This window comes from Acidovorax benzenivorans (assembly GCF_028680575.1).
Classification (GTDB): domain Bacteria; phylum Pseudomonadota; class Gammaproteobacteria; order Burkholderiales; family Burkholderiaceae_C; genus Acidovorax; species Acidovorax benzenivorans.
The window spans coordinates 289,519-307,317 of sequence record NZ_JAPCKI010000002.1 but is presented as its reverse complement, the minus strand read 5'-3'; the positions used below and the strand labels follow the sequence as shown (position 1 = coordinate 307,317).

General features: G+C 64.6%; 16 protein-coding genes. 7 read left to right on the top strand and 9 right to left on the bottom strand.

The window, feature by feature from the left end:
• Positions 1 to 8: 8 nt before the first annotated feature.
• Positions 9 to 914 (bottom strand): glycine--tRNA ligase subunit alpha, encoded by a 906-nt coding sequence (gene glyQ, locus OIN59_RS04835; protein ID WP_274107652.1) that lies wholly within the window; start codon positions 912 to 914, stop codon positions 9 to 11.
• 464 nt (positions 915 to 1,378) lie between these two features.
• The gene (locus OIN59_RS04830) at positions 1,379 to 2,455 is read right to left on the bottom strand and encodes a type II asparaginase (protein ID WP_274107650.1); all 1,077 of its coding nucleotides are present in this window, start codon (positions 2,453 to 2,455) and stop codon (positions 1,379 to 1,381) included.
• Positions 2,456 to 2,664: 209 nt separating this feature from the next.
• Between OIN59_RS04830 and OIN59_RS04825 the strand changes: the two genes are divergently transcribed.
• A complete protein-coding gene (locus OIN59_RS04825) occupies positions 2,665 to 3,582 on the top strand; it encodes a LysR family transcriptional regulator (protein ID WP_274107648.1) in 918 nt (305 codons plus the stop codon).
• A gap of 73 nt (positions 3,583 to 3,655) precedes the next feature.
• Here the strand turns inward: OIN59_RS04825 and fabB are convergent, their stop codons facing one another.
• From fabB to OIN59_RS04795, 6 genes are all read right to left on the bottom strand, one after another.
• Positions 3,656 to 4,879, bottom strand: coding sequence for a beta-ketoacyl-ACP synthase I (gene fabB, locus OIN59_RS04820; RefSeq protein ID WP_274107646.1), 1,224 nt, complete (start codon positions 4,877 to 4,879; stop codon positions 3,656 to 3,658).
• Positions 4,876 to 5,397 (bottom strand): 3-hydroxyacyl-[acyl-carrier-protein] dehydratase FabA, encoded by a 522-nt coding sequence (gene fabA, locus OIN59_RS04815; protein WP_274107644.1) that lies wholly within the window; start codon positions 5,395 to 5,397, stop codon positions 4,876 to 4,878. The genes fabB and fabA overlap by 4 nt, the downstream gene beginning before the upstream one ends.
• A gap of 161 nt (positions 5,398 to 5,558) precedes the next feature.
• On the bottom strand, positions 5,559 to 7,190 hold the full coding sequence (gene lnt / locus OIN59_RS04810; protein WP_274107642.1) for an apolipoprotein N-acyltransferase: 1,632 nt from the start codon (positions 7,188 to 7,190) through the stop codon (positions 5,559 to 5,561).
• On the bottom strand, positions 7,190 to 8,074 hold the full coding sequence (locus OIN59_RS04805) for an HlyC/CorC family transporter (RefSeq protein ID WP_274107640.1): 885 nt from the start codon (positions 8,072 to 8,074) through the stop codon (positions 7,190 to 7,192). Before OIN59_RS04805 ends, lnt begins: the two co-directional genes overlap by 1 nt.
• A 104-nt stretch (positions 8,075 to 8,178) precedes the next feature.
• A complete protein-coding gene (locus OIN59_RS04800) occupies positions 8,179 to 8,919 on the bottom strand; it encodes a GNAT family N-acetyltransferase (RefSeq protein WP_274107638.1) in 741 nt (246 codons plus the stop codon).
• A 351-nt stretch (positions 8,920 to 9,270) separates the two neighbouring features.
• On the bottom strand, positions 9,271 to 9,753 hold the full coding sequence (locus tag OIN59_RS04795; protein ID WP_015012403.1) for an Lrp/AsnC family transcriptional regulator: 483 nt from the start codon (positions 9,751 to 9,753) through the stop codon (positions 9,271 to 9,273).
• 165 nt (positions 9,754 to 9,918) lie between these two features.
• On the opposite strand from OIN59_RS04795, the gene OIN59_RS04790 reads away from it, so the two are divergent.
• The 5 genes from OIN59_RS04790 to phhA all read left to right on the top strand — a co-directional run bounded on the left by OIN59_RS04790 (position 9,919) and on the right by phhA (position 15,087).
• Entirely contained in the window at positions 9,919 to 10,860 is a 942-nt protein-coding gene (locus tag OIN59_RS04790) for an esterase/lipase family protein (RefSeq protein ID WP_274107634.1), read from the top strand.
• Between the two features lie 3 nt (positions 10,861 to 10,863).
• Complete coding sequence (locus tag OIN59_RS04785) at positions 10,864 to 11,853, top strand: lipase secretion chaperone (RefSeq protein ID WP_274107632.1); 990 nt, start codon at positions 10,864 to 10,866, stop codon at positions 11,851 to 11,853.
• 178 nt (positions 11,854 to 12,031) lie between these two features.
• Positions 12,032 to 13,144: a 4-hydroxyphenylpyruvate dioxygenase gene (gene hppD, locus OIN59_RS04780; protein WP_274107630.1), complete on the top strand. Its 1,113-nt coding sequence runs from the start codon at positions 12,032 to 12,034 to the stop codon at positions 13,142 to 13,144.
• Between the two features lie 73 nt (positions 13,145 to 13,217).
• The gene (locus OIN59_RS04775) at positions 13,218 to 14,186 is read left to right on the top strand and encodes a Bug family tripartite tricarboxylate transporter substrate binding protein (RefSeq protein ID WP_274107628.1); all 969 of its coding nucleotides are present in this window, start codon (positions 13,218 to 13,220) and stop codon (positions 14,184 to 14,186) included.
• A gap of 61 nt (positions 14,187 to 14,247) precedes the next feature.
• Positions 14,248 to 15,087 carry a phenylalanine 4-monooxygenase gene (gene phhA / locus OIN59_RS04770; protein ID WP_274107627.1) on the top strand — a complete coding sequence of 280 codons (840 nt, stop codon included), beginning with the start codon at positions 14,248 to 14,250 and terminating at the stop codon, positions 15,085 to 15,087.
• Positions 15,088 to 16,001: 914 nt separating this feature from the next.
• On the opposite strand, the gene OIN59_RS04765 is transcribed toward phhA, so the two are convergent.
• The gene (locus OIN59_RS04765; RefSeq protein ID WP_274107625.1) at positions 16,002 to 16,895 is read right to left on the bottom strand and encodes an esterase/lipase family protein; all 894 of its coding nucleotides are present in this window, start codon (positions 16,893 to 16,895) and stop codon (positions 16,002 to 16,004) included.
• A gap of 98 nt (positions 16,896 to 16,993) precedes the next feature.
• Here OIN59_RS04765 and OIN59_RS04760 point away from each other — a divergent pair, with 98 nt between their 5' ends.
• Complete coding sequence (locus OIN59_RS04760; RefSeq protein ID WP_274107623.1) at positions 16,994 to 17,734, top strand: FFLEELY motif protein; 741 nt, start codon at positions 16,994 to 16,996, stop codon at positions 17,732 to 17,734.
• Positions 17,735 to 17,799: the final 65 nt, after the last annotated feature.

The window sequence follows — 17,799 nt, the reverse complement described above, 5'->3', positions numbered from 1 at the left end:
TCGCTCGTTCACGCTGCCTTTTTGACCATCTGTTCCACCCATTCGCGCGGCGCCATGGGGAAGCCCAGGCGTTCGCGGCTTTCGTAGTAGCTCTGCGCCACGGCGCGGGCCAGGTTGCGGATGCGGCCGATGTACGCAGCACGCTCGGTCACGCTGATGGCGCCGCGCGCATCCAGCAGGTTGAAGCTGTGCGCGGCCTTGAGCACTTGCTCATAGGCGGGCAGCGCCAGCTGCCGCTCCATCAGGTACTTGGCCTGCTTTTCGTGCGCATTGAAGGCGGTGAACAAAAAGTCGGCGTCGCTGTGCTCAAAGTTGTAGGTGGACTGCTCCACCTCGTTTTGCTTGTACACGTCGCCGTAGCTCAGGGTGTCGGTCCACTTCAGGTTGTAGACGTTGTCCACGCCCTGCAGGTACATGGCCAGGCGCTCCAGGCCGTAGGTGATTTCGCCGGTGGCAGGCTTGCAGTCGATGCCGCCCACTTGCTGGAAGTAGGTGAACTGCGTGACTTCCATGCCGTTGAGCCACACCTCCCAGCCCAGGCCCCAGGCGCCCAGGGTGGGGTTCTCCCAGTCGTCTTCGACAAAGCGGATGTCGTTCTTCTTCAGGTCAAAGCCCAGAGCTTCGAGCGAGCCCAGGTACAGCTCCAGGATGTTGGCCGGTGCGGGCTTCAGGACCACCTGGTACTGGTAGTAGTGCTGCAGGCGGTTGGGGTTCTCGCCGTAGCGGCCGTCCTTGGGGCGGCGGCTGGGCTGCACGTAGGCGGCCTTCCACGGCTCAGGGCCGATGGCGCGCAGAAAGGTGGCGGTGTGCGAGGTGCCAGCGCCCACTTCCATGTCATAGGGTTGCAAAAGAGCGCAACCCTGCGCGTCCCAGTAGGACTGCAGCTTCAAAATGATTTGCTGGAATGTCAACATGGCGTCTGTGGCTGAGGCACTGGCAAGCCAGGGCCGGGCAAGTAAGGGGAAAAGAAGAAAACGCGGTGCGTGAGCAAACCCAAGGCCCGCCGCCTCACAAGGTAACAAGGACGGGCATCGCGCGCGCAAACCGGTGATTTTACGGCGCGCAGCCGCAGGTGCTGCAGCGCAACCCAGCAACTGCGGCTGCGCCCATGAAAAAAGGCCGAAGCCCTTTTGGAGCCCCAGCCTTCCCAACCAGTCACGCGAGCTATAAGCCGGTGCGTACCGGTGACCACCTTTGCGGGCAGCCCGTCGGCGCACCTGTTGTGCGCCAAGTCTCGAATCAGGTATTCATCGCGCGTGTCGCATCCGGCATGCATCCACAGGGCGCCTCGCCCACCAGTGCACCCGTGGATCTGGCTCTGCCAGGCCACCGGGTGCGTCCCCCTCGGGGGGAGGGCGCGCAGCGACTCAGGGGGAGATCAATACTCCCAGAAAATGCGCTGCAGTTCCTTGCTGTCGTTGGTCTTGGTGAGGGCCACCATGGCCAGGATGCGGGCCTTTTGGGGGCGCAGGTCGTGGGCCACCACCCAGTCGTACTTGTCGTCGGGCTGCTCGGCATTACGCAGCACAAAACCATCGGGCACGCGGGCCGAGCGGATGATCTGGACGCCCTGGCCACGCAGGGTTTTGAGCGATTCCACGGCCTGGGCCGCCACCGAACCATTGCCCGTGCCTGCGTGGATCAGCGCCTTCACGCCTGCCTTGCCATAGGCCTCGATGCCAGTGGTGTTCATGTTGCCGTAGCCGTACACGATGTCCACGGCGGGCAGGGCCTTGATGTCGTCGATGTTGAATTCAGACTGCGCAGTGTGGCGCTTGACGGGGGCACGGAACCAGTAGTTCTTGCCTTCCACCACCATGCCCAGCGGGCCCCATTGGCTCTTGAAGGCTTCGGTCTTGATGTTGATGGTTTTGCTCACATCGCGGCCGCTCTGGATTTCGTCGTTCATGGTGACGAGCACACCCTTGCCCGCAGCGTCCTTGCTGGCAGCCACGCTCACGGCGTCGTACAAATTCAACGTGCCGTCGGCCGACAGGGCCGTGCCAGGGCGCATGGAGCCCACCACCACGATGGGCTTGTTGGTGCGCACCGTGAGGTTCAGGAAATACGCGGTTTCTTCCAGCGTGTCCGTGCCGTGGGTGATAACGATGCCGTCCACATCAGCCTGCTTGGCCAGGGCCGAGACGCGCTGGCCGAGGCGCAGCAGGTGCTCGTTGGTGAAGCTCTCCGAGGCGATCTGGAACACCTGCTCACCCGACACCTTGGCCACGTTGGCCAGCTCTGGCAAGCCTGCCAGCAGCTTGTCCACTGGCACCTTGGCGGCGGCGTAGGTAGCACTGTTAGCGGCCGAGGCGCCTGCACCCGCAATGGTGCCGCCCGTGGCCAACACCACCACATGGGGCTGGGCTGCCTGGGCCATGGCCACGGCGGACGCGGCCGACAGCAGCAAACCCGCGAGCCAGCGGCTGGCGATGGGGGAGGAAGAAATGCGCATGAGGGTGTCTCCTGATTTTTTTGAGTGGCAGCGCGCGTTGCGCCGCTTTGTGCAAAACCGCCGATGAAGCGGTGCCGCATCCTATGAGAAACCAGAACACAGTGATGCGGAATAATTAGCCCTATCCTATGAATTCAACTCACACCCCTGGACTGCCGTTTGGCAGTCGCTGAGGGACCTACCGGCCAGCACCGCGAGACAACACCGCAATGAACCTGAGGCAACTGGAAGTTTTTCAGGCCGTGCTGCAAACCGGCAACATGAGCGCTGCAGCGCGCCTGCTGTGCATCACCCCTTCGGCGATCAGCAAGGCCGTGGCGCACACCGAACTGCAGTTGGGCTACCGGCTGTTCAACCGCTCGCCCGCAGGCCTGACCCCTACGCCCGAGGCCCAGGTGCTGGCAGCCGAATCCACCGGCATCTACCGGCAACTGGATGCGCTCAAACGCACCGCGCGCAACCTGGCCACCAGTGACTCGGGCGACGTGCGGCTGGCCGCCATACCATCCATCACGCATGAGTTTCTACCGCGCCTGCTGCAGCACCATGCCGAGCAGCATCCGCAGGTGGGGGTGGAGGTGCGCACCATCCACCAGGACCAGATGACGCAGGCACTGCTCACACGCAGCGTGGACTTTTGCCTGGGTTTCTACAAACACCCTCATCCGCAAATTGCGAGCGACTTGCTGGTCAGCGGTCGCCTGTACCTGGCGGTGGCAACCAGCGTGTGGGCACGTGCGCCCCGTGCCGCCAGCCCCGGTGCGCGGCTGGCGCAGGTGCCGGTGATCCGCCTGGTGGGCGACGACCCCATGCGCCAGGCGATTGACGAAATCGCGCAACGGCTGGGCTCCCCTGCCGGGCCCGGCATCCAGGTGCAGACATCGCGTCTGGCGCTGGAGCTGGTGCGCCGGGGCATGGGCTGGACGGTGGTGGACTTTCTCACCGCCAAGGGGCTGGACCCTGCGCAGATGGTGGCGCAGGAGCTGCACGAACTGGCTCCCATGTCGCTCTACAGCTACCACGCGCGGGCCTTTCCGCCGGGCCTGCAGGCCACGCGCATGCTGGCCATGCTGCCCGCCTTGCTGCACGAGGCCCTACAGCCCAACCCCAGGCCCGCGAGGCGCTGATGGCGCGGTACAGACCATGAAAAACGGCCTGCATGTCCAGGACAGGCAGGCCGTTGCAGTGGGCAGACAGCGGTCAGTGGCTCCAGCGGCGCAGCACCAGACTGGCGTTGGTGCCGCCAAAGCCGAAGCTATTGGACAGCACCGTGGTCAGTTGCGCGTCGCGCGTCTGGGTGACCAGGGGCATGTCGCCCAGAGCCGGGTCGGGCGTGTCGACATTGGCCGAGCCTGCGATGAAGCCTTTGTTCAGCATGAGCATGCAGTAGATCGCCTCTTGCACCCCCGTGGCACCCAGTGAGTGGCCGGTGAGCGACTTGGTGGACGAGAACGGAGGCACCTTGTCGCCAAACAGGGCGCGCATGGCGCGCACTTCCTGCATGTCGCCCACGGGGGTCGAAGTGCCGTGGGTGTTGATGTAGTCGATGGGGGCGTTCAGCCCTTCCATGGCCTGCTGCATGCAGGCAATGGCGCCGTCGCCCGACGGAGCCACCATGTCTTCGCCGTCGCTGGTGGCGCCAAAGCCCACCACTTCGGCCAGGATGGTGGCGCCACGGGCCTGGGCATGCTCCAGGCTTTCCAGCACCACGGCACCGCCGCCGCCAGCGATCACAAAACCATCGCGGTTGGCGTCGTAAGCGCGCGAGGCTTTCTCGGGCGTGTCGTTGTACTTGCTAGACATGGCGCCCATGCCGTCAAACAGTAGCGACATGCCCCAGGACAGCTCTTCGCCGCCGCCGGCAAACATCACGTCCTGCACGCCCCAGGCGATCTGCTGGGCTGCCGCGCCGATGCAGTGCGCCGACGTGGAACAGGCCGAGGTGATGGAGTAGTTGATGCCCTTGACCTTGAAGTTGGTGGCCAGGCAGGCGGAGACGGTGGAGCTCATGCAGCGTGTGACCTGGTACGGCCCCACGCGGCGGATGCCCTTTTCGCGCAGCGTGTCGGCCGCTTCGATCTGGTTGGCGGGCGAACCTCCGCCCGAGCCCATGATGAGGCCGGTGCGCGGGTGGCTGACCTGCTCGGGCGTCAGACCCGCTTGTTTGATCGCGTCTTCCAAGGCGATCTGCGCATAGGCCGCCGCATCGCCCATAAAGCGCAACTGCTTGCGGTCAATGCGCGCTTCGATATCGATCTCGGGGGCGCCGCCCACCTGGCTGCGCAGGCCCAGTTCCTTGAACTTTTCCACGGCCTTGATGCCGCTTTTGCCCGCGCGCAGCGAGGCTTCCACGGTGACCAGGTCGTTACCAATGCACGAGACGATGCCCGCGCCGGTGATGACTACGCGCTTCTTGGTGGTCATGCTGCGTCCTTACCGTCTTCCTCGCGCTTGAACAGACCCACGCGCAGGTCGTTGGCCACATAAATTTCCTTGCCGTCGGCCAGCAGGCGAGCGTCGCCAATGGCCATGACGAGCTTGCGCTTGATGACGCGCTTGATGTCGATTTCGTAGGTGACCAGCTTCACATCGGGGCCCACTTCACCAGTGAACTTGACCTCGCCCGCGCCCAAAGCGCGGCCCCGGCCGGGCAGTTGCAGCCAGGTCAGGTAAAAACCGATGAGCTGCCACATGGCGTCCAGCCCCAGGCAGCCGGGCATGACCGGGTCGCCCTGGAAGTGGCAGGCAAAGAACCACAGGTCGGGTTTGATATCGAGCTCGGCACGGATCTTTCCCAGCCCGTGCGCGCCACCATCGCTGTCGATGTGCGTGATGCGGTCAAACATCAGCATGGGTGGCAGCGGCAGTCGCCCGCTGTCAGCGCCGAACAGCCGGCCTTCGCCCGAGGCGATCAGTTGTTCGTAGGAAAAGGAATCTGCCATTTTCAGTCGTGCTCCAGAACGGCGGATGGCCCGCCTCAAATCATCGTTTTACGCAACACCAGCCCCCGGTTGCGGGCCTCTATTATCAAGGCATAGGGAGCCGACTCTAAACACGGGGTTGCCCAGCCCCCTGCGCCGCCGGGCGCAATGCCTGACCTGGATCAATCGCCACGCGCCCTTCGGCCCCTGGCGGCGACCATGGCACCCACCAGCGCCAAAGCCCCCAAGACCCACAACGGCCACAGCCCCCAGCGCGACACCCACCACGCATAGGGCGTGATGGCCCAGCCACTTTGTGCGTCCATCCCCCGGCCCTGCACTTCGCCTTTGAGCACCCCGCGTGTATAGCGGGCCAACTGGTGCGTGACCACGCCCCGGTGGTCGATGATGACCGTGGCGCCGGTGTTGGTAGCGCGCACCATGGGGCGCTCGAACTCCAGCGCACGCATGCGGCTGATGTGCAGATGCTGGTCGATGGCCAGGGTGTCGCCAAACCAGCCGATGTTGCTGAAGTTGACGAACACCGTGGGCGCCCGGGCCGGGTCGATGAACCGTGCGCCCAGCTCCTCGCCAAACAGGTCTTCGTAGCAGATGTTGGGCGCGATGCGCTGCCCCGCCACGGCAAACGACGCCTGGCCCACCGTACCCCGGTTGAAGTCGCCCAGCGGGATGTTCATCATGGCCGTGAACCACTTGAAAAACGGCGGGATGAACTCCCCAAACGGCACGAGGTGGTGCTTGTCGTAGCGGTAGGGCACAGCCTGGGTGGCTGCGCTCATGCCCAGCACCGAGTTGGTGTAGCCCTGCGCTTCATCGCCCAAAGGAATGCCCACCATGGCAGCCTGGGGGCCTTGTGCATAGCGTTGCTGGATACCCTCCAGATAGCCCGGGATGAGTTGCTGCGGCAGCAGCGGGATAGCGGTCTCGGGCGCCACCACCAGGTCGGCCTGGGCGTTGCGCAGGGCCTCGGCATACCACTGCAGAGCTACGGGCACACCGCTGCCGGACTGGAACTTTTCGTCTTGGGGGATATTGCCCTGCAGCAGTTCCAGACTCAGGGCGGGCGCTGCGCGCCGGGCCGGGGTGTGGCAAAGGTTGACCGCACACAGCCGGTCCACCGTGGCCCAGGCCAGCAGGCCGCCCGCCACCAACAGCAGCGCCCACCAGCGCACATTGCGCAGGTCCGTGGCACGCACCTGCACCAAGCCCATCGCCGACACAGCGGCCACCGCGCTGATGCCGTACACCCCCATGTGGCGGGCCAGCACGGCCAGGGGGCCATCCACATGCGCGTAACCGCCAGCGCCCCATGGGAACCCTGTCCACCAGACGCCACGCGCCAATTCGGCCAGCAGCCACAGCGCTCCGAAAAGGATAGCATTTCCCGCACGATGGACGGGCGCATACCGGCAAAACAAGGCCAAGGCCGCTGCGTAATAGCTGGCCAGAAAGGCGGCGAGCCCCAACACCGCCGCCACGGCCAGAGGCGCGGGCAGGCCGCCGTAGGAATGCATGGAAATAAACAGCCACCAGAAGGTGCCCGCGAGCCAGGCGGTGGCAAACACCCCACCGACGAGCGCACCGCGCCGCCAAGGCACCGCGATGCGCCGGGATGCGGCACCTGCGGGCCGCACCAGCCAGGCCAATGCAGCCATGGATGCCAGTTGCAGCCACCACAGAGGTTGGCCGCTACCCGGCCAGGCCAGCGAGGCCGCCTGGAGCAGGCCCGCCGCCAGCGCCAGCAGCAGTTGCGGCAGCAGCGGCCCGCCCGCCATCTGAGAGCGCCGCGACATCAGCCGCCGGGGTGGGTGGCTTCGACCCTGGACACCTTGAACCAGCGCACCGCCCCGCCCTTGGTGTGCAGCACCACAAAATGCAGGCCACTGAGCTGCAGGTGCTCACCGCGCTTGGGCACATGGCCCATCTCATGGGCAATCAGGCCGCCAATGGTGTCGAAATGTGTGCCCGGATCGCTGCCCGCAATCGCTACCTCAAAGGCCTCGGCCACACGCTCGATGGAGGTGTCGCCGCTCACGCGGTAGGTGCGGTCGGCCAGGCCAAAGATGTCGCCATCGTCTTCGGGAATGTCGAACTCGTCCTCGATCTCGCCGACGATCTGCTCCAGAACGTCCTCGATGGTGATGAGCCCGGCCATGCGGCCAAACTCGTCGATCACGATGGCCAGATGGTTGCGGTTGCCGCGAAACTCGCGCAGCAGGTCGTTCAGCCCCTTGCTTTCGGGCACAAACGCCGCTGGACGCAGCAGCGTGCGGATATTCAGCTCGGGCGCCCGCTGCAGCTTGAGCAGGTCCTTGGCCATCAGGATGCCGATGATGTTTTCGCGCTCGCCCTGGTACACCGGGAACCGCGAATGCGCGGTGCTAATCACCAGGCGCAGCAGCTCGTCAAAAGGCGCGTCGATGTCGACGAGGTCCATGCGCGGGGCGGCCACCATCACATCGCCCGCCGTCATGTCGGCCATGCGGATGACGCGCTCCAGCATCACGCGCGCATCGGCGCCGATGACCTCGTTGTCCTCGGCCTCGGCCAGCGTCTCGATGAGTTCTTCCGTGGAATCCGGCCCAGGGTGAATGAACTCGGCCACTTTCTGCAGGAAGCTGCGCTTGTCTTCCCTCTCGGGCGGTCGCCCAGGGTGCGCGGGGTGCGGGTCAGACACTGGAGTGCACGACGTGCGGTAGTGAATCAGACCCCTAGGATAGCGGATTGCCGTGACAAGCTAACACCGCCGCAGTCGCGACCCGGCTGCGTGGCTTCGGTGTTTCACTCGGCCGACTGGTGGCGCGCGTGTTGCACGCCGCTGCGCACTTCCTGCACGTTGGCCAGAAAGTCCCAGAACTGCTTGGCCTGCTTCTTGAGCTGGTAGTCCACCTCGGCGAACTGCTGCTCGACCATCTCGGTCATGCGCGTGTCGAGGCTGGCGGGCGGGATCTGCAGATAGGCTTCGGACTCGGACCCATCGCGGTGCACGGTGGCGCCAGCGTTGCGGGCAATCTTGAGCATGGCGGTGTTTTCGGACAGCGCATGGATGAACACCATGTTCACGCCCTCATTGCGCGCATGCATCACGGCACGCTCGAACAGGCGCGCGCCAAAACCACGGCCCCGCGCCTGCTTGAGCACGGACACACCAAACTCTGCGCAAGGCTTGTGATCGGGGTTGTCCGAGAACGCCAGGTGGGCCATGGCGATGAGTTCGAGGCGGCGGTTGTAGATGCCAAAGATATCGTCGCGCTCGAAGTTCAGCTGCTCGGCATAACGGCGGATCTGTTCGTCGTTGGCGGCATAGCCAAACCGCAGGTAGCGGTCTGCAGGCTCCAGCTGCAGCAGGTGCTGGGTGATCCGCTCCCGGTAGGAGGGGCCCAGGGAGCGGATAGGAACCATCACGGGCGTCTCCTGCTGGTGGATGTGGATGTCAGAGGCAGAAGAGCCGCCGGTTACCGGGCGCAGCATGCCCCGACCTGCGTACCAGGATGCCTTGAGCCAGTCTTTGGTTGCGAACATGTCGCCAAATATAAGGGTTTTCCCTCATCTTTTCCAGTCCAAATTGCTGCGCCGCAACAAAATAGTGATCCCACTCAAAATACAGTGAAATCGACCTCAAGCGCATGTGAAACATGCCTCAATAGCTATTTTTTTAATAGCAATTATTGACTGAACACCCCCAGGATGGGCCTCACACACGGCGTTGTGGGTGGGATTCCCTACCGCGCGTGCCGTGCCCCTTCTGCACCGGCCACAGCGTATAGCGCGGCGCGCCTCACAGCAACATCCGCCGCGCGGGGAGACACCTTAGAGAGTCACCCCTGCGACGTGCGCGCCCTCCGCCGGGCGATGCGGCGGGCAGGGGTTGATTTACACCGGTACGGCCGTGGTCGCCTTCACCCGGTCGAGCACAAAGCTGGTCTTGCAGTCCTGCACGCTGGGGTGCTTGAGCAGCGTGTCCATGATGAAGCGGCTGTAGTGCGCCATGTCTGCCACCACCACGCGCAGCAGGTAATCCATCTCGCCAGTGAGCGATGCGCACTCCACCACCTCGGGCCAGGTCTGCACGCTGGCGCGAAACAGGTCCATGGGGTTGCGTTTGTGGCTTTCGGTGTGTTTTTCTAGGCGCACGTTCAGGTACGCCGTAAGACCCAGCCCCACCGCTTCGGGCTGTACCAGGGCCACATAACGATGGATCACACCGCTGTCTTCCAGCCGCTTGACGCGGCGCAGCACGGCGCTGGGCGACAGGCCTACCTGCTCGCCGATGACGTCATAGGTTTCGCGACCGTTGTCTTGCAGACGGCGCAAGATGGCGCGGTCCAGCTTGTCGAGTGCGTCAAAGGCTTTCATAACGCAGGATTTTACGAAGAACTGCGCAGTTTCTGCATGCTGCGGCGCACACACGGGTATGTCCCGATAGTGACTCCCGAGGGGCAATACAAAAATTGATCTCGCAAAAAAGAACGGTCGTTCGTTTTTGCGAATATAAAAAACCATACCAACGGAGACAAACACATGACCGGATTTTTCAGCCGCTTTTTGCGGCGACTGGTGCTGGTGGCAACTGCGGGGTTGCTGCTGCTGGGCGTGGGCGCGCAGGCGCAAACGGGCTACACGCAGACGCGTTACCCCATCGTGCTGGTGCACGGCCTGTTCGGCTTTGACTCGGCCCTGGGCATCGACTACTTCTACGGCATCCCCGACGCATTGCGCCAAAGTGGCGCCAAGGTCTATGTGGCGCAGGTGTCGGCCGCCAATAGCACCGAAGTGCGCGGCGAGCAGTTGTTGGCGCAGGTCAAGACCATCCTGGCCTTGACCGGTGCCCCCAAGGTGAACCTGGTGGGTCATTCACACGGCGGCCCCACCACCCGCTACGTGGCCGGGGTGGCGCCGCAGTTGGTAGCGTCGGTCACGTCGATTGGCGGCGTGAACCGGGGTTCGCGCGTGGCCGACATCCTGCGCGGCGTAGCGCCTGCAGGCTCGATGTCTGAAGCCGTGGCCAGTGCTGCAGCCTCGGCGCTGGTGGGCCTGATCAACCTGACCTCGGGCGGCTCGGGCCTGCCCCAGATGCCCACGGCCGCGCTGGACTCGCTGACCACCGCAGGCTCGGCCCAGTTCAACAGCCGCTTTCCGCAAGGTGTGCCCACCTCCGGCTGCGGCAGCGGCGCTGAGCTGGTGAACGGCGTGCGCTATTACTCCTGGACCGGCACGCTGCCCCTGACCAACCTGCTCGACGCCAGCGACGCTCTGCTCACCACGCTGAGCCTGGTGTTTGGCGAAGCCAACGACGGCCTGGTGTCGGCCTGCTCGTCGCGCCTGGGCAAACACCTGGGGGACTACCGCCAGAACCACCTGGACGAAGTCAACCAGTTGCTGGGCCTGCGCGACTGGTTCTCCACCGACCCGGTGACGCTGTACCGCCAGCACGCCAACCGCCTCAAGCAACAAGGCCTGTAAGCCATGGCCCAGCCCTCGCGCACCTGGGCGGTTGCCGCCACAGCGCTGGCACTCACCACGGCCGCCGTGGTGTGGTGGCTGGGCGGCCCTGCGTGGCTTGGTGCGGGGGGCGAACACCACCCACCGGTCGGGGCGGCCGCCGCCCCCGCCGGGTCTCAGACTCAGCCGTTGCTGGCACAGGTCACGGACAGCAGCTTCTTTGCCCGCCGCCGCGCCCTCGGCACCGACGGCACATCCGACCCGCTGCTGGTGAACGGCCTGCGCGATACGCTGGAAGCCCTGCTGATGGAAGCGGGCGACGCCAGCGACCCGGCCACGCTCAAACAGCGCCTGGCCGCACTGGTGGGCCGCCATTTCCCCGCCGCCCTGGCCACGCGCGCACTGGCATTGGCCGAGCGCTACGTGGACTACCGCGTGGCACTGGGCAGCTTGCGTGCGCCGCAAGACCTGACCGACCCACGCGCACTGCGCGATGCCCTGGAGGCGCGCCACAAGGTGCGCCTGCAGTTCTTTGACGACGCCGAATACGACGCCCTGTTTGCCCGCGAGGCAGACCTGGACCGCTACACCCTGGCGCGCCTGGAGATCGCCCGTAACCCCCAGCTCAGCCCGGAGCAACGCGCGCAGGCGCTGCAGGCGGCCGACAACGAACTCTCCACCGAGCGCCGCGCCGAACGCAGTGCCGCTACCGAACACATGGCAGCCGCCGCGCAAACCGCTGCCTTCAACGCCGGCAACGCCGACGAACGCACCCGCTACGCCGCCCGCAGCGTGCAATACGGCCAGGCCGCCGCCCAGGCCATGGCGCAACTAGACCGCGACGAACAGCACTGGAACCAACGGCTCGACCAATACCACCAGGCCCGCGCCCAGCAAGGCGAAGGCGCAGCGCTGCAGCAGCTTCGCCAACAGCTCTTCTCGCCCGAAGAACAACAACGCATCGACGCCGCCTTGGCACTGCGCCAGCTCAACGCGAGCACCTCGGGGTCCTGAGTCGCAACGCAGACCAACGCGAGTGCAATGCCTTGGCGCGCTGCCACCCTGCGTCAAAATTTGATCATTCACAACATTCCTGCAAATCAGTGGCCAAAGCCTCTTGATTTCGCCAGAAACATGAGGCAGGCCGCGCCTACAGTCCATGACATTCATCAACGAATGCCGGAGACACCCCATGAACGCCGCCCTGCCGCAAGAAACCGCCGCCCAGCTCAACGCCTGGGACAACCCCATGGGCCTGATGGGCTTCGAGTTCGTCGAATTCACCTCGCCCCAGCCCGGCGTGCTGGAGGCGGTGTTTGAAAAGCTGGGCTTCACGCTGGTGGCCAAGCACCGCTCCAAGGACGTGGTGCTGTACCGCCAGAACGGTATCAACTTCATCCTGAACCGCGAGCCCCACAGCCAGGCCGCCTACTTCGGCGCCGAGCATGGCCCCTCCGCCTGTGGCCTGGCCTTCCGCGTGAAAGACGCCCACAAGGCCTACAACCGCGCACTGGAACTGGGCGCCCAGCCCATCGAGATCCCCACCGGCCCCATGGAACTGCGCCTGCCCGCCATCAAAGGCATCGGCGGCGCGCCGCTGTACCTGATCGACCGGTTTGACGACGGCAAGTCCATCTACGACATCGACTTCGAATTCATCGAAGGCGTGGACCGTCGCCCTCCAGGCCACGGTCTGAACCTCATCGATCACCTCACGCACAACGTGTACCGCGGCCGTATGGGCTTCTGGGCCAACTTTTACGAGAAGCTGTTCGGCTTCCGTGAGATCCGCTACTTCGACATTCAGGGCGAATACACGGGTCTGACCTCCAAAGCCATGACGGCGCCCGACGGCAAGATCCGCATCCCGCTGAATGAAGAGTCCAAACAGGGCGGCGGGCAGATCGAAGAATTCCTCATGCAGTTCAACGGCGAAGGCATCCAGCACATCGCGCTGATCTGCGACAACCTGCTGGACGTGGTGGACAAGCTGGGTATGGCTGGTGTGCAGCTGGCCACCGCGCCCAACGACGTGTACTACGAGATGCTGGACACCCGCCTGCCCGGCCACGGCCAGCCCGTGCCCGAGCTGCAGTCGCGCGGCATTTTGCTGGACGGCACCACCGCCGACGGCACGCCACGCCTGCTGCTGCAGATCTTCTCCACGCCCATGCTGGGCCCGGTGTTCTTCGAATTCATCCAGCGCGAAGGCGACTACCGCGACGGCTTTGGCGAAGGCAACTTCAAGGCGCTGTTCGAGTCGCTGGAGCGCGACCAGATCCGCCGTGGCGTGCTGAATACATAAGACATCAGACATCCAGGGTTAACCCTGAACACGTGCCTATACTGCGCGCTCCCCGGAACTCAAAAGGATCCCGATGTCGCTCCGTAGCACCCTGTTCAGCGTAGGCCTGACCTGTGTGGCCACCCTTGCCATGGCCCAAAGCCCCTCTGCCCCGCTCACCATCGTGGTGCCCTACCCCGCTGGTGGTCCGCTGGACACCTCGGCCCGCATCGTGGCCGACGGTGCCGCAGCCCAGTTGGGCTCCATTACCGTGGAGAACAAACCGGGGGCGGGTGGTAGTACCGGTGCTGACCAGGTCGCCAAATCACCCAAGACCAGCAACCAGGTGCTGATGGGCGCCGTGGCCACCCACGCCGTCAATCCCTGGCTGTACAAGAACTTCCCTTACAACGCGCTCAAGGACTTCAAGCCCATCGCTCTCGTGGCGCGCACGCCCAATGTGCTGGTGGTGAGCGCGGCGCAGGCCGCCAAGCTCGGCATCAAGACCACGCCCGACTTGGTGCAGTACCTCAAGAAGAACCCGGACCAGGCCCAGTACGGATCGGGCGGCAACGGCAGCATCGGCCACATCTCGGCCGAGATGTTCAAGTCGCTCACCAACACCAAGATGGGCCACACGCCGTTCCAGGGCTCCAAGCCCGCGCTGGCCGCGCTGGAATCCGGCCAGGTGCTGATGGTGTTTGACAACCTGGCCTCGGCGCTGCCGCAGATCCAGTCGGGCAAGCTGCTGGCGCTGGGCGTGACCACACTCAGCCGCAACGAGACGCTGCCGAACGTGCCCAGCATCAACGACAGCGTGCAGGGCTTCAACGTGTCCACCTGGTTTGGGCTGTTCGCACCCGCCTCGCTGCCCGATGCCGATGCGCGCCGCTACGCCAACGCGTTCTCGGCCGCCATGCACTCGCCCGCTGGCAAGGAGAAGTTCAAGAAGATGGGCATCACACCCGAAGAGCTGACGCTCGACGGGTTTGCGCAGTTTGTGCGCTCGGAAAACAGCAAGTACGAGTTCCTGATCCGGGCCGCAAAAATCAAGATCGATTAACAGCCGTCGGGCAGGTGCGCGCCCGTCGGTGCGCAGGGTCAAGACGGCAAAGGAGCAAAAAATGGGACAAGCCCCCGTCGTCTATGGCCAATCCACCCGCCCACCGCGTGGCGACTACTCGCGTGCCAGCGAGGACTACACCTGCCCGCAGGACTACGCGAGCTATACCGAAGCCGACCACGACACCTACCGCCGCCTGTACGAGCGCCAGCGCGCGCTGCTGCCGGGCCTGGCGAGCCAGGCGTTCATCGACGCCCTGCCCTCACTGGGCGCAAGTGACCGCATTCCGCGATTTGAAGAGGTCAACGAACGTCTGTACAAAGCGACCGGATGGGAACTGGTGGGCGTGCCCGGACTGATCCCCGAGGTGCCCTTCTTCACCCTGCTGGCCAACCGCAAGTTCCCGGTGACGGACTGGATCCGCAAGCCCGAGGAGTTCGAGTACATCGTCGAGCCCGACATTTTTCATGACCTGTTCGGGCATGTGCCGTTGCTGTTCAACCCGGTGTTTGCCGACTATGTGCAGCGCTATGGCCAAGGGGGACTGAAGGCGCAGGGGCTGGGGTCGTGCGAAATGCTTTCGCGTTTGTACTGGTACACGATTGAGTTCGGGCTGATCCGCGAGGCGGGGCAGTTGCGGGCGTATGGGGCGGGGATTCTGAGTTCGTCAGGCGAGCTGGCTTATTCGGTGCAGAGCCCCGAGCCGCAGCGCATTCCGCTGCAGCTGGAGCGGACCATGCGCACGCGCTACAAGATCGATACGTACCAGCAGACGTATTTTGTGATCGACAGTTTTGAGCAGTTGTTTGAGATGACGGCGGCGGACTTTGCGCCGATCTATGAGCGGCTGCAGGGGTTGCCGGAGTTTGGGGCGGATGAGCGGGGGGCTGTGGGGGTTTGATTTTGGTAAAAATGGCTGCTGGCACTTGTTAAACATGCGCTAACAGCTACATTTTTAATAGCATTTTCGATGCATCCACCGCTGCCGATCTGAGCTGGTTGAGGTTGTGGATGAGTCGATCTCCATGCCTAGGCGGAGGGCGTAGGCCGGGAGTCGCCCGGCATGCGAGTAGCTTTCTCTTGTCTCGCCAAGAGAAAGTCACCAAAGAGAAAGCGACCCCGCTGTCTGCATCCCCTTCGCTTCGCGCCGGGGCAACCTGCGGTGCTCGGGTTTGGCGGGGTCTCGCTCGAACTCGCTTCGCTCAAACAATCGCGAGCCCTGATCCGCCAAACCCTGCGCTCCTCGGCGCATCCAGAGGGGCAAAGGGAGCAAAACATCCGTACGGGCCATTGCTTCGCTCGGCCCAGGTTGCGCAGCGCGAGGCGCTTGCGCCCGCGAGGTAGGGCCGAGCGAAGCAATGGCCCGTGTGGTTGTTCGGCTGTTCGGCTGTCCCACCCCTGCTGGCTGCGCCTGCGGCGGGGCGGTTGCGGGGTGGCACGCGCGTCGGAGCGCGCGTGCTTCGTGATCTGACTCGCCGCAGTTGTCTGAACGGAGCGCGCCAGCGCGAAGTGAGTTCTGCGGCGCACCCCTCAACCGCCCCGACGCAGGTTGCCCCGTAGCGCAGCGAAGGGGTCGCAGACTGGGGGTCGCCTTTCTTTTGGGTACTTTTCTTTGGCGAAGCAAAGAACAAGTACCTCGCCCGCCGGGCGACTCCCGGCTCCCGCCCTCAAACCCAGCATGCTTTTCAAACCAACACGCCCCGGCTTCGACAGACTCAGCCCGAACGGCCAAGAGAGAGCCCCCGGAACTACAAAAACAATAGCTGCCAGCGCTTAAAAGACGAGCGCCAGCAGCCAAAACTCACTCAAAAAAACCTACAGCCCAATCTCTTCAAGACAAGCCCACATCACCTGCGCATCAAACGCCATCTGCACATGCGCCACCCCCTTCACCAACCGGTTGTCCGCCCCCTCCAATGCCGCAGTCATTGCCGGAAAAACGATGTTGTCGCAATTGGAATACCAACAGGTGAACAGCGCCGCCCGCCCCGCAGGCTCCGCCCGCTGCAACTCCACCACCCAGTCCCCCGCCAAGCTCATCTGCCGCCCGTTCACCGCGCGGCTGAAGCGCCCCAGCCACGTGCCCCCATGCGGTGTGCCCAGCGTCAACACCCGGTGCACCCGCCCGTCGGCCTGGTGCGCCCGCAGCCACGCCCGCACCGCCAGCCCGCCCATGCTGTGGCACAACAACACCGGTGCCTGCCCCGTGGCCGCCGTCACTTGGCGCACAGCGTCTTCGATGATGTCGGCGTACTCATCAATCGATCCCATCACCGGCTCCAGATTGACCGCCACATAGGCATGGCCCCGTGCTAGCAAATGCGCAAACCACGGCAGCCACAGGCCCCGGTTGCACATGAACCCGTGCACCAGCACCACGCCGCGTTTCCCAGTGGGTTGCGCAGGCAGCCAGTCGGGCAATGACTGGTGGCGAAACGGCTGGCGCCAACCAAAGACCAGCAACGCCACCCACACCTCGGCCCACCAGGCACTGGCAACCTGCGACAGGCGTGCACGGGGCGCCGCGTCGGCGCGGTTGGTGATGTGCATCAGCACAAACTCCACGGCCATCACCACCAGGTAAATGCCGAGCGGCACCAGCGCCCCCAGCACGGCACGCAACGGTGAATGGGGCGACTGCCACACCAGCCAGGCGGCCATGGTCAGCAGGATGAACAGGAGCAGGGTTCGTTGCCAGCGCGCGATCATGGTGGTGATGGGCAGATGTTGTAATCGACCAGCCGCATTGTGCGGTCTGACCACAGCCCGACACCGCGCGCCGCAGAACGCAGAAAGGACCCCGCCCCATGGATGCCGCCCAGACCATCCGCGACTGCATCGCCGACGTGACCGCACTGCGCCTGCACCGCACGGGCGACCCGGCGCTGGGGGCGGCGGTGGGCAGCGTCAAAAGCCTGCAGGCGCGGCGCTTTCGGGGCACCTATGCGGACCTGATGGACTCGCCCTCGTTCGGGCCCGCAGCGCGGTTCTTTCTGGAAGAGCTGTACAGCGACACCGACTACACCGACCGCGACCTGCAGTTTGGCCGCATCGCGGGCACGCTGCAGACCATGTTCCCTCAGCCGGTGGTAAACACGGCCGTGGCCCTGGCCGTGCTGCACGCGCAGACCGAGGAGCTGGACCAGGACATGGGCCGCGCGTGGCTGGTGCATGCCGATGCGGCCCATGAATCTGCCCGCTACACCGCCACCTGGCGCGCCGTGGGCCTGCGCCATGCGCGCCAACAGCAGTTACAGCGCGTGCTGGCCATGGGGACGGATTTGGCGCGCCTCACGCGCACGCCCGGCCTGCGGATGATGCTGCGCATGATGCGCGGCCCCGCGAACGCAGCCGGCATGGGCGCGTTGCAGAGGTTTCTGGAGGCGGGGTTTGACACCTTTGGCCAGCTCGCGCGCCAGCGCAGCGGGGTGGAGCAGTTCCTGGCCACCATCGAGCAACGTGAGCGGGCACTGATGGACCAGATGTTTGATGCCGATCCTGTCACTTGCGGGACCCAACTCGCAAACACACTAGGACAAGCCCGATAGCCCACAACGCGCGCGCCTTCCACAATCTGTGCCCACCTATCAATGGCATTTGGCGAGCACAAGGA

Bases quoted from the DNA above. Each gene is read 5' to 3' on its own strand.
- OIN59_RS04825 (WP_274107648.1), top strand. From the start codon at position 2,665: ATGAACCTGAGGCAACTGGAAGTTTTTCAGGCCGTGCTGCAAACCGGC.
- OIN59_RS04765 (WP_274107625.1), bottom strand. From the start codon at position 16,895: ATGATCGCGCGCTGGCAACGAACCCTGCTCCTGTTCATCCTGCTGACC.
- OIN59_RS04800 (WP_274107638.1), bottom strand. From the start codon at position 8,919: ATGTTCGCAACCAAAGACTGGCTCAAGGCATCCTGGTACGCAGGTCGG.
- phhA (WP_274107627.1), top strand. From the start codon at position 14,248: ATGGGACAAGCCCCCGTCGTCTATGGCCAATCCACCCGCCCACCGCGT.
- lnt (WP_274107642.1), bottom strand. From the start codon at position 7,190: ATGTCGCGGCGCTCTCAGATGGCGGGCGGGCCGCTGCTGCCGCAACTG.
- glyQ (WP_274107652.1), bottom strand. From the start codon at position 914: ATGTTGACATTCCAGCAAATCATTTTGAAGCTGCAGTCCTACTGGGAC.
- hppD (WP_274107630.1), top strand. From the start codon at position 12,032: ATGAACGCCGCCCTGCCGCAAGAAACCGCCGCCCAGCTCAACGCCTGG.
- OIN59_RS04760 (WP_274107623.1), top strand. From the start codon at position 16,994: ATGGATGCCGCCCAGACCATCCGCGACTGCATCGCCGACGTGACCGCA.
- fabB (WP_274107646.1), bottom strand. From the start codon at position 4,879: ATGACCACCAAGAAGCGCGTAGTCATCACCGGCGCGGGCATCGTCTCG.
- OIN59_RS04830 (WP_274107650.1), bottom strand. From the start codon at position 2,455: ATGCGCATTTCTTCCTCCCCCATCGCCAGCCGCTGGCTCGCGGGTTTG.
- OIN59_RS04785 (WP_274107632.1), top strand. From the start codon at position 10,864: ATGGCCCAGCCCTCGCGCACCTGGGCGGTTGCCGCCACAGCGCTGGCA.
- OIN59_RS04775 (WP_274107628.1), top strand. From the start codon at position 13,218: ATGTCGCTCCGTAGCACCCTGTTCAGCGTAGGCCTGACCTGTGTGGCC.
- OIN59_RS04790 (WP_274107634.1), top strand. From the start codon at position 9,919: ATGACCGGATTTTTCAGCCGCTTTTTGCGGCGACTGGTGCTGGTGGCA.
- OIN59_RS04795 (WP_015012403.1), bottom strand. From the start codon at position 9,753: ATGAAAGCCTTTGACGCACTCGACAAGCTGGACCGCGCCATCTTGCGC.
- fabA (WP_274107644.1), bottom strand. From the start codon at position 5,397: ATGGCAGATTCCTTTTCCTACGAACAACTGATCGCCTCGGGCGAAGGC.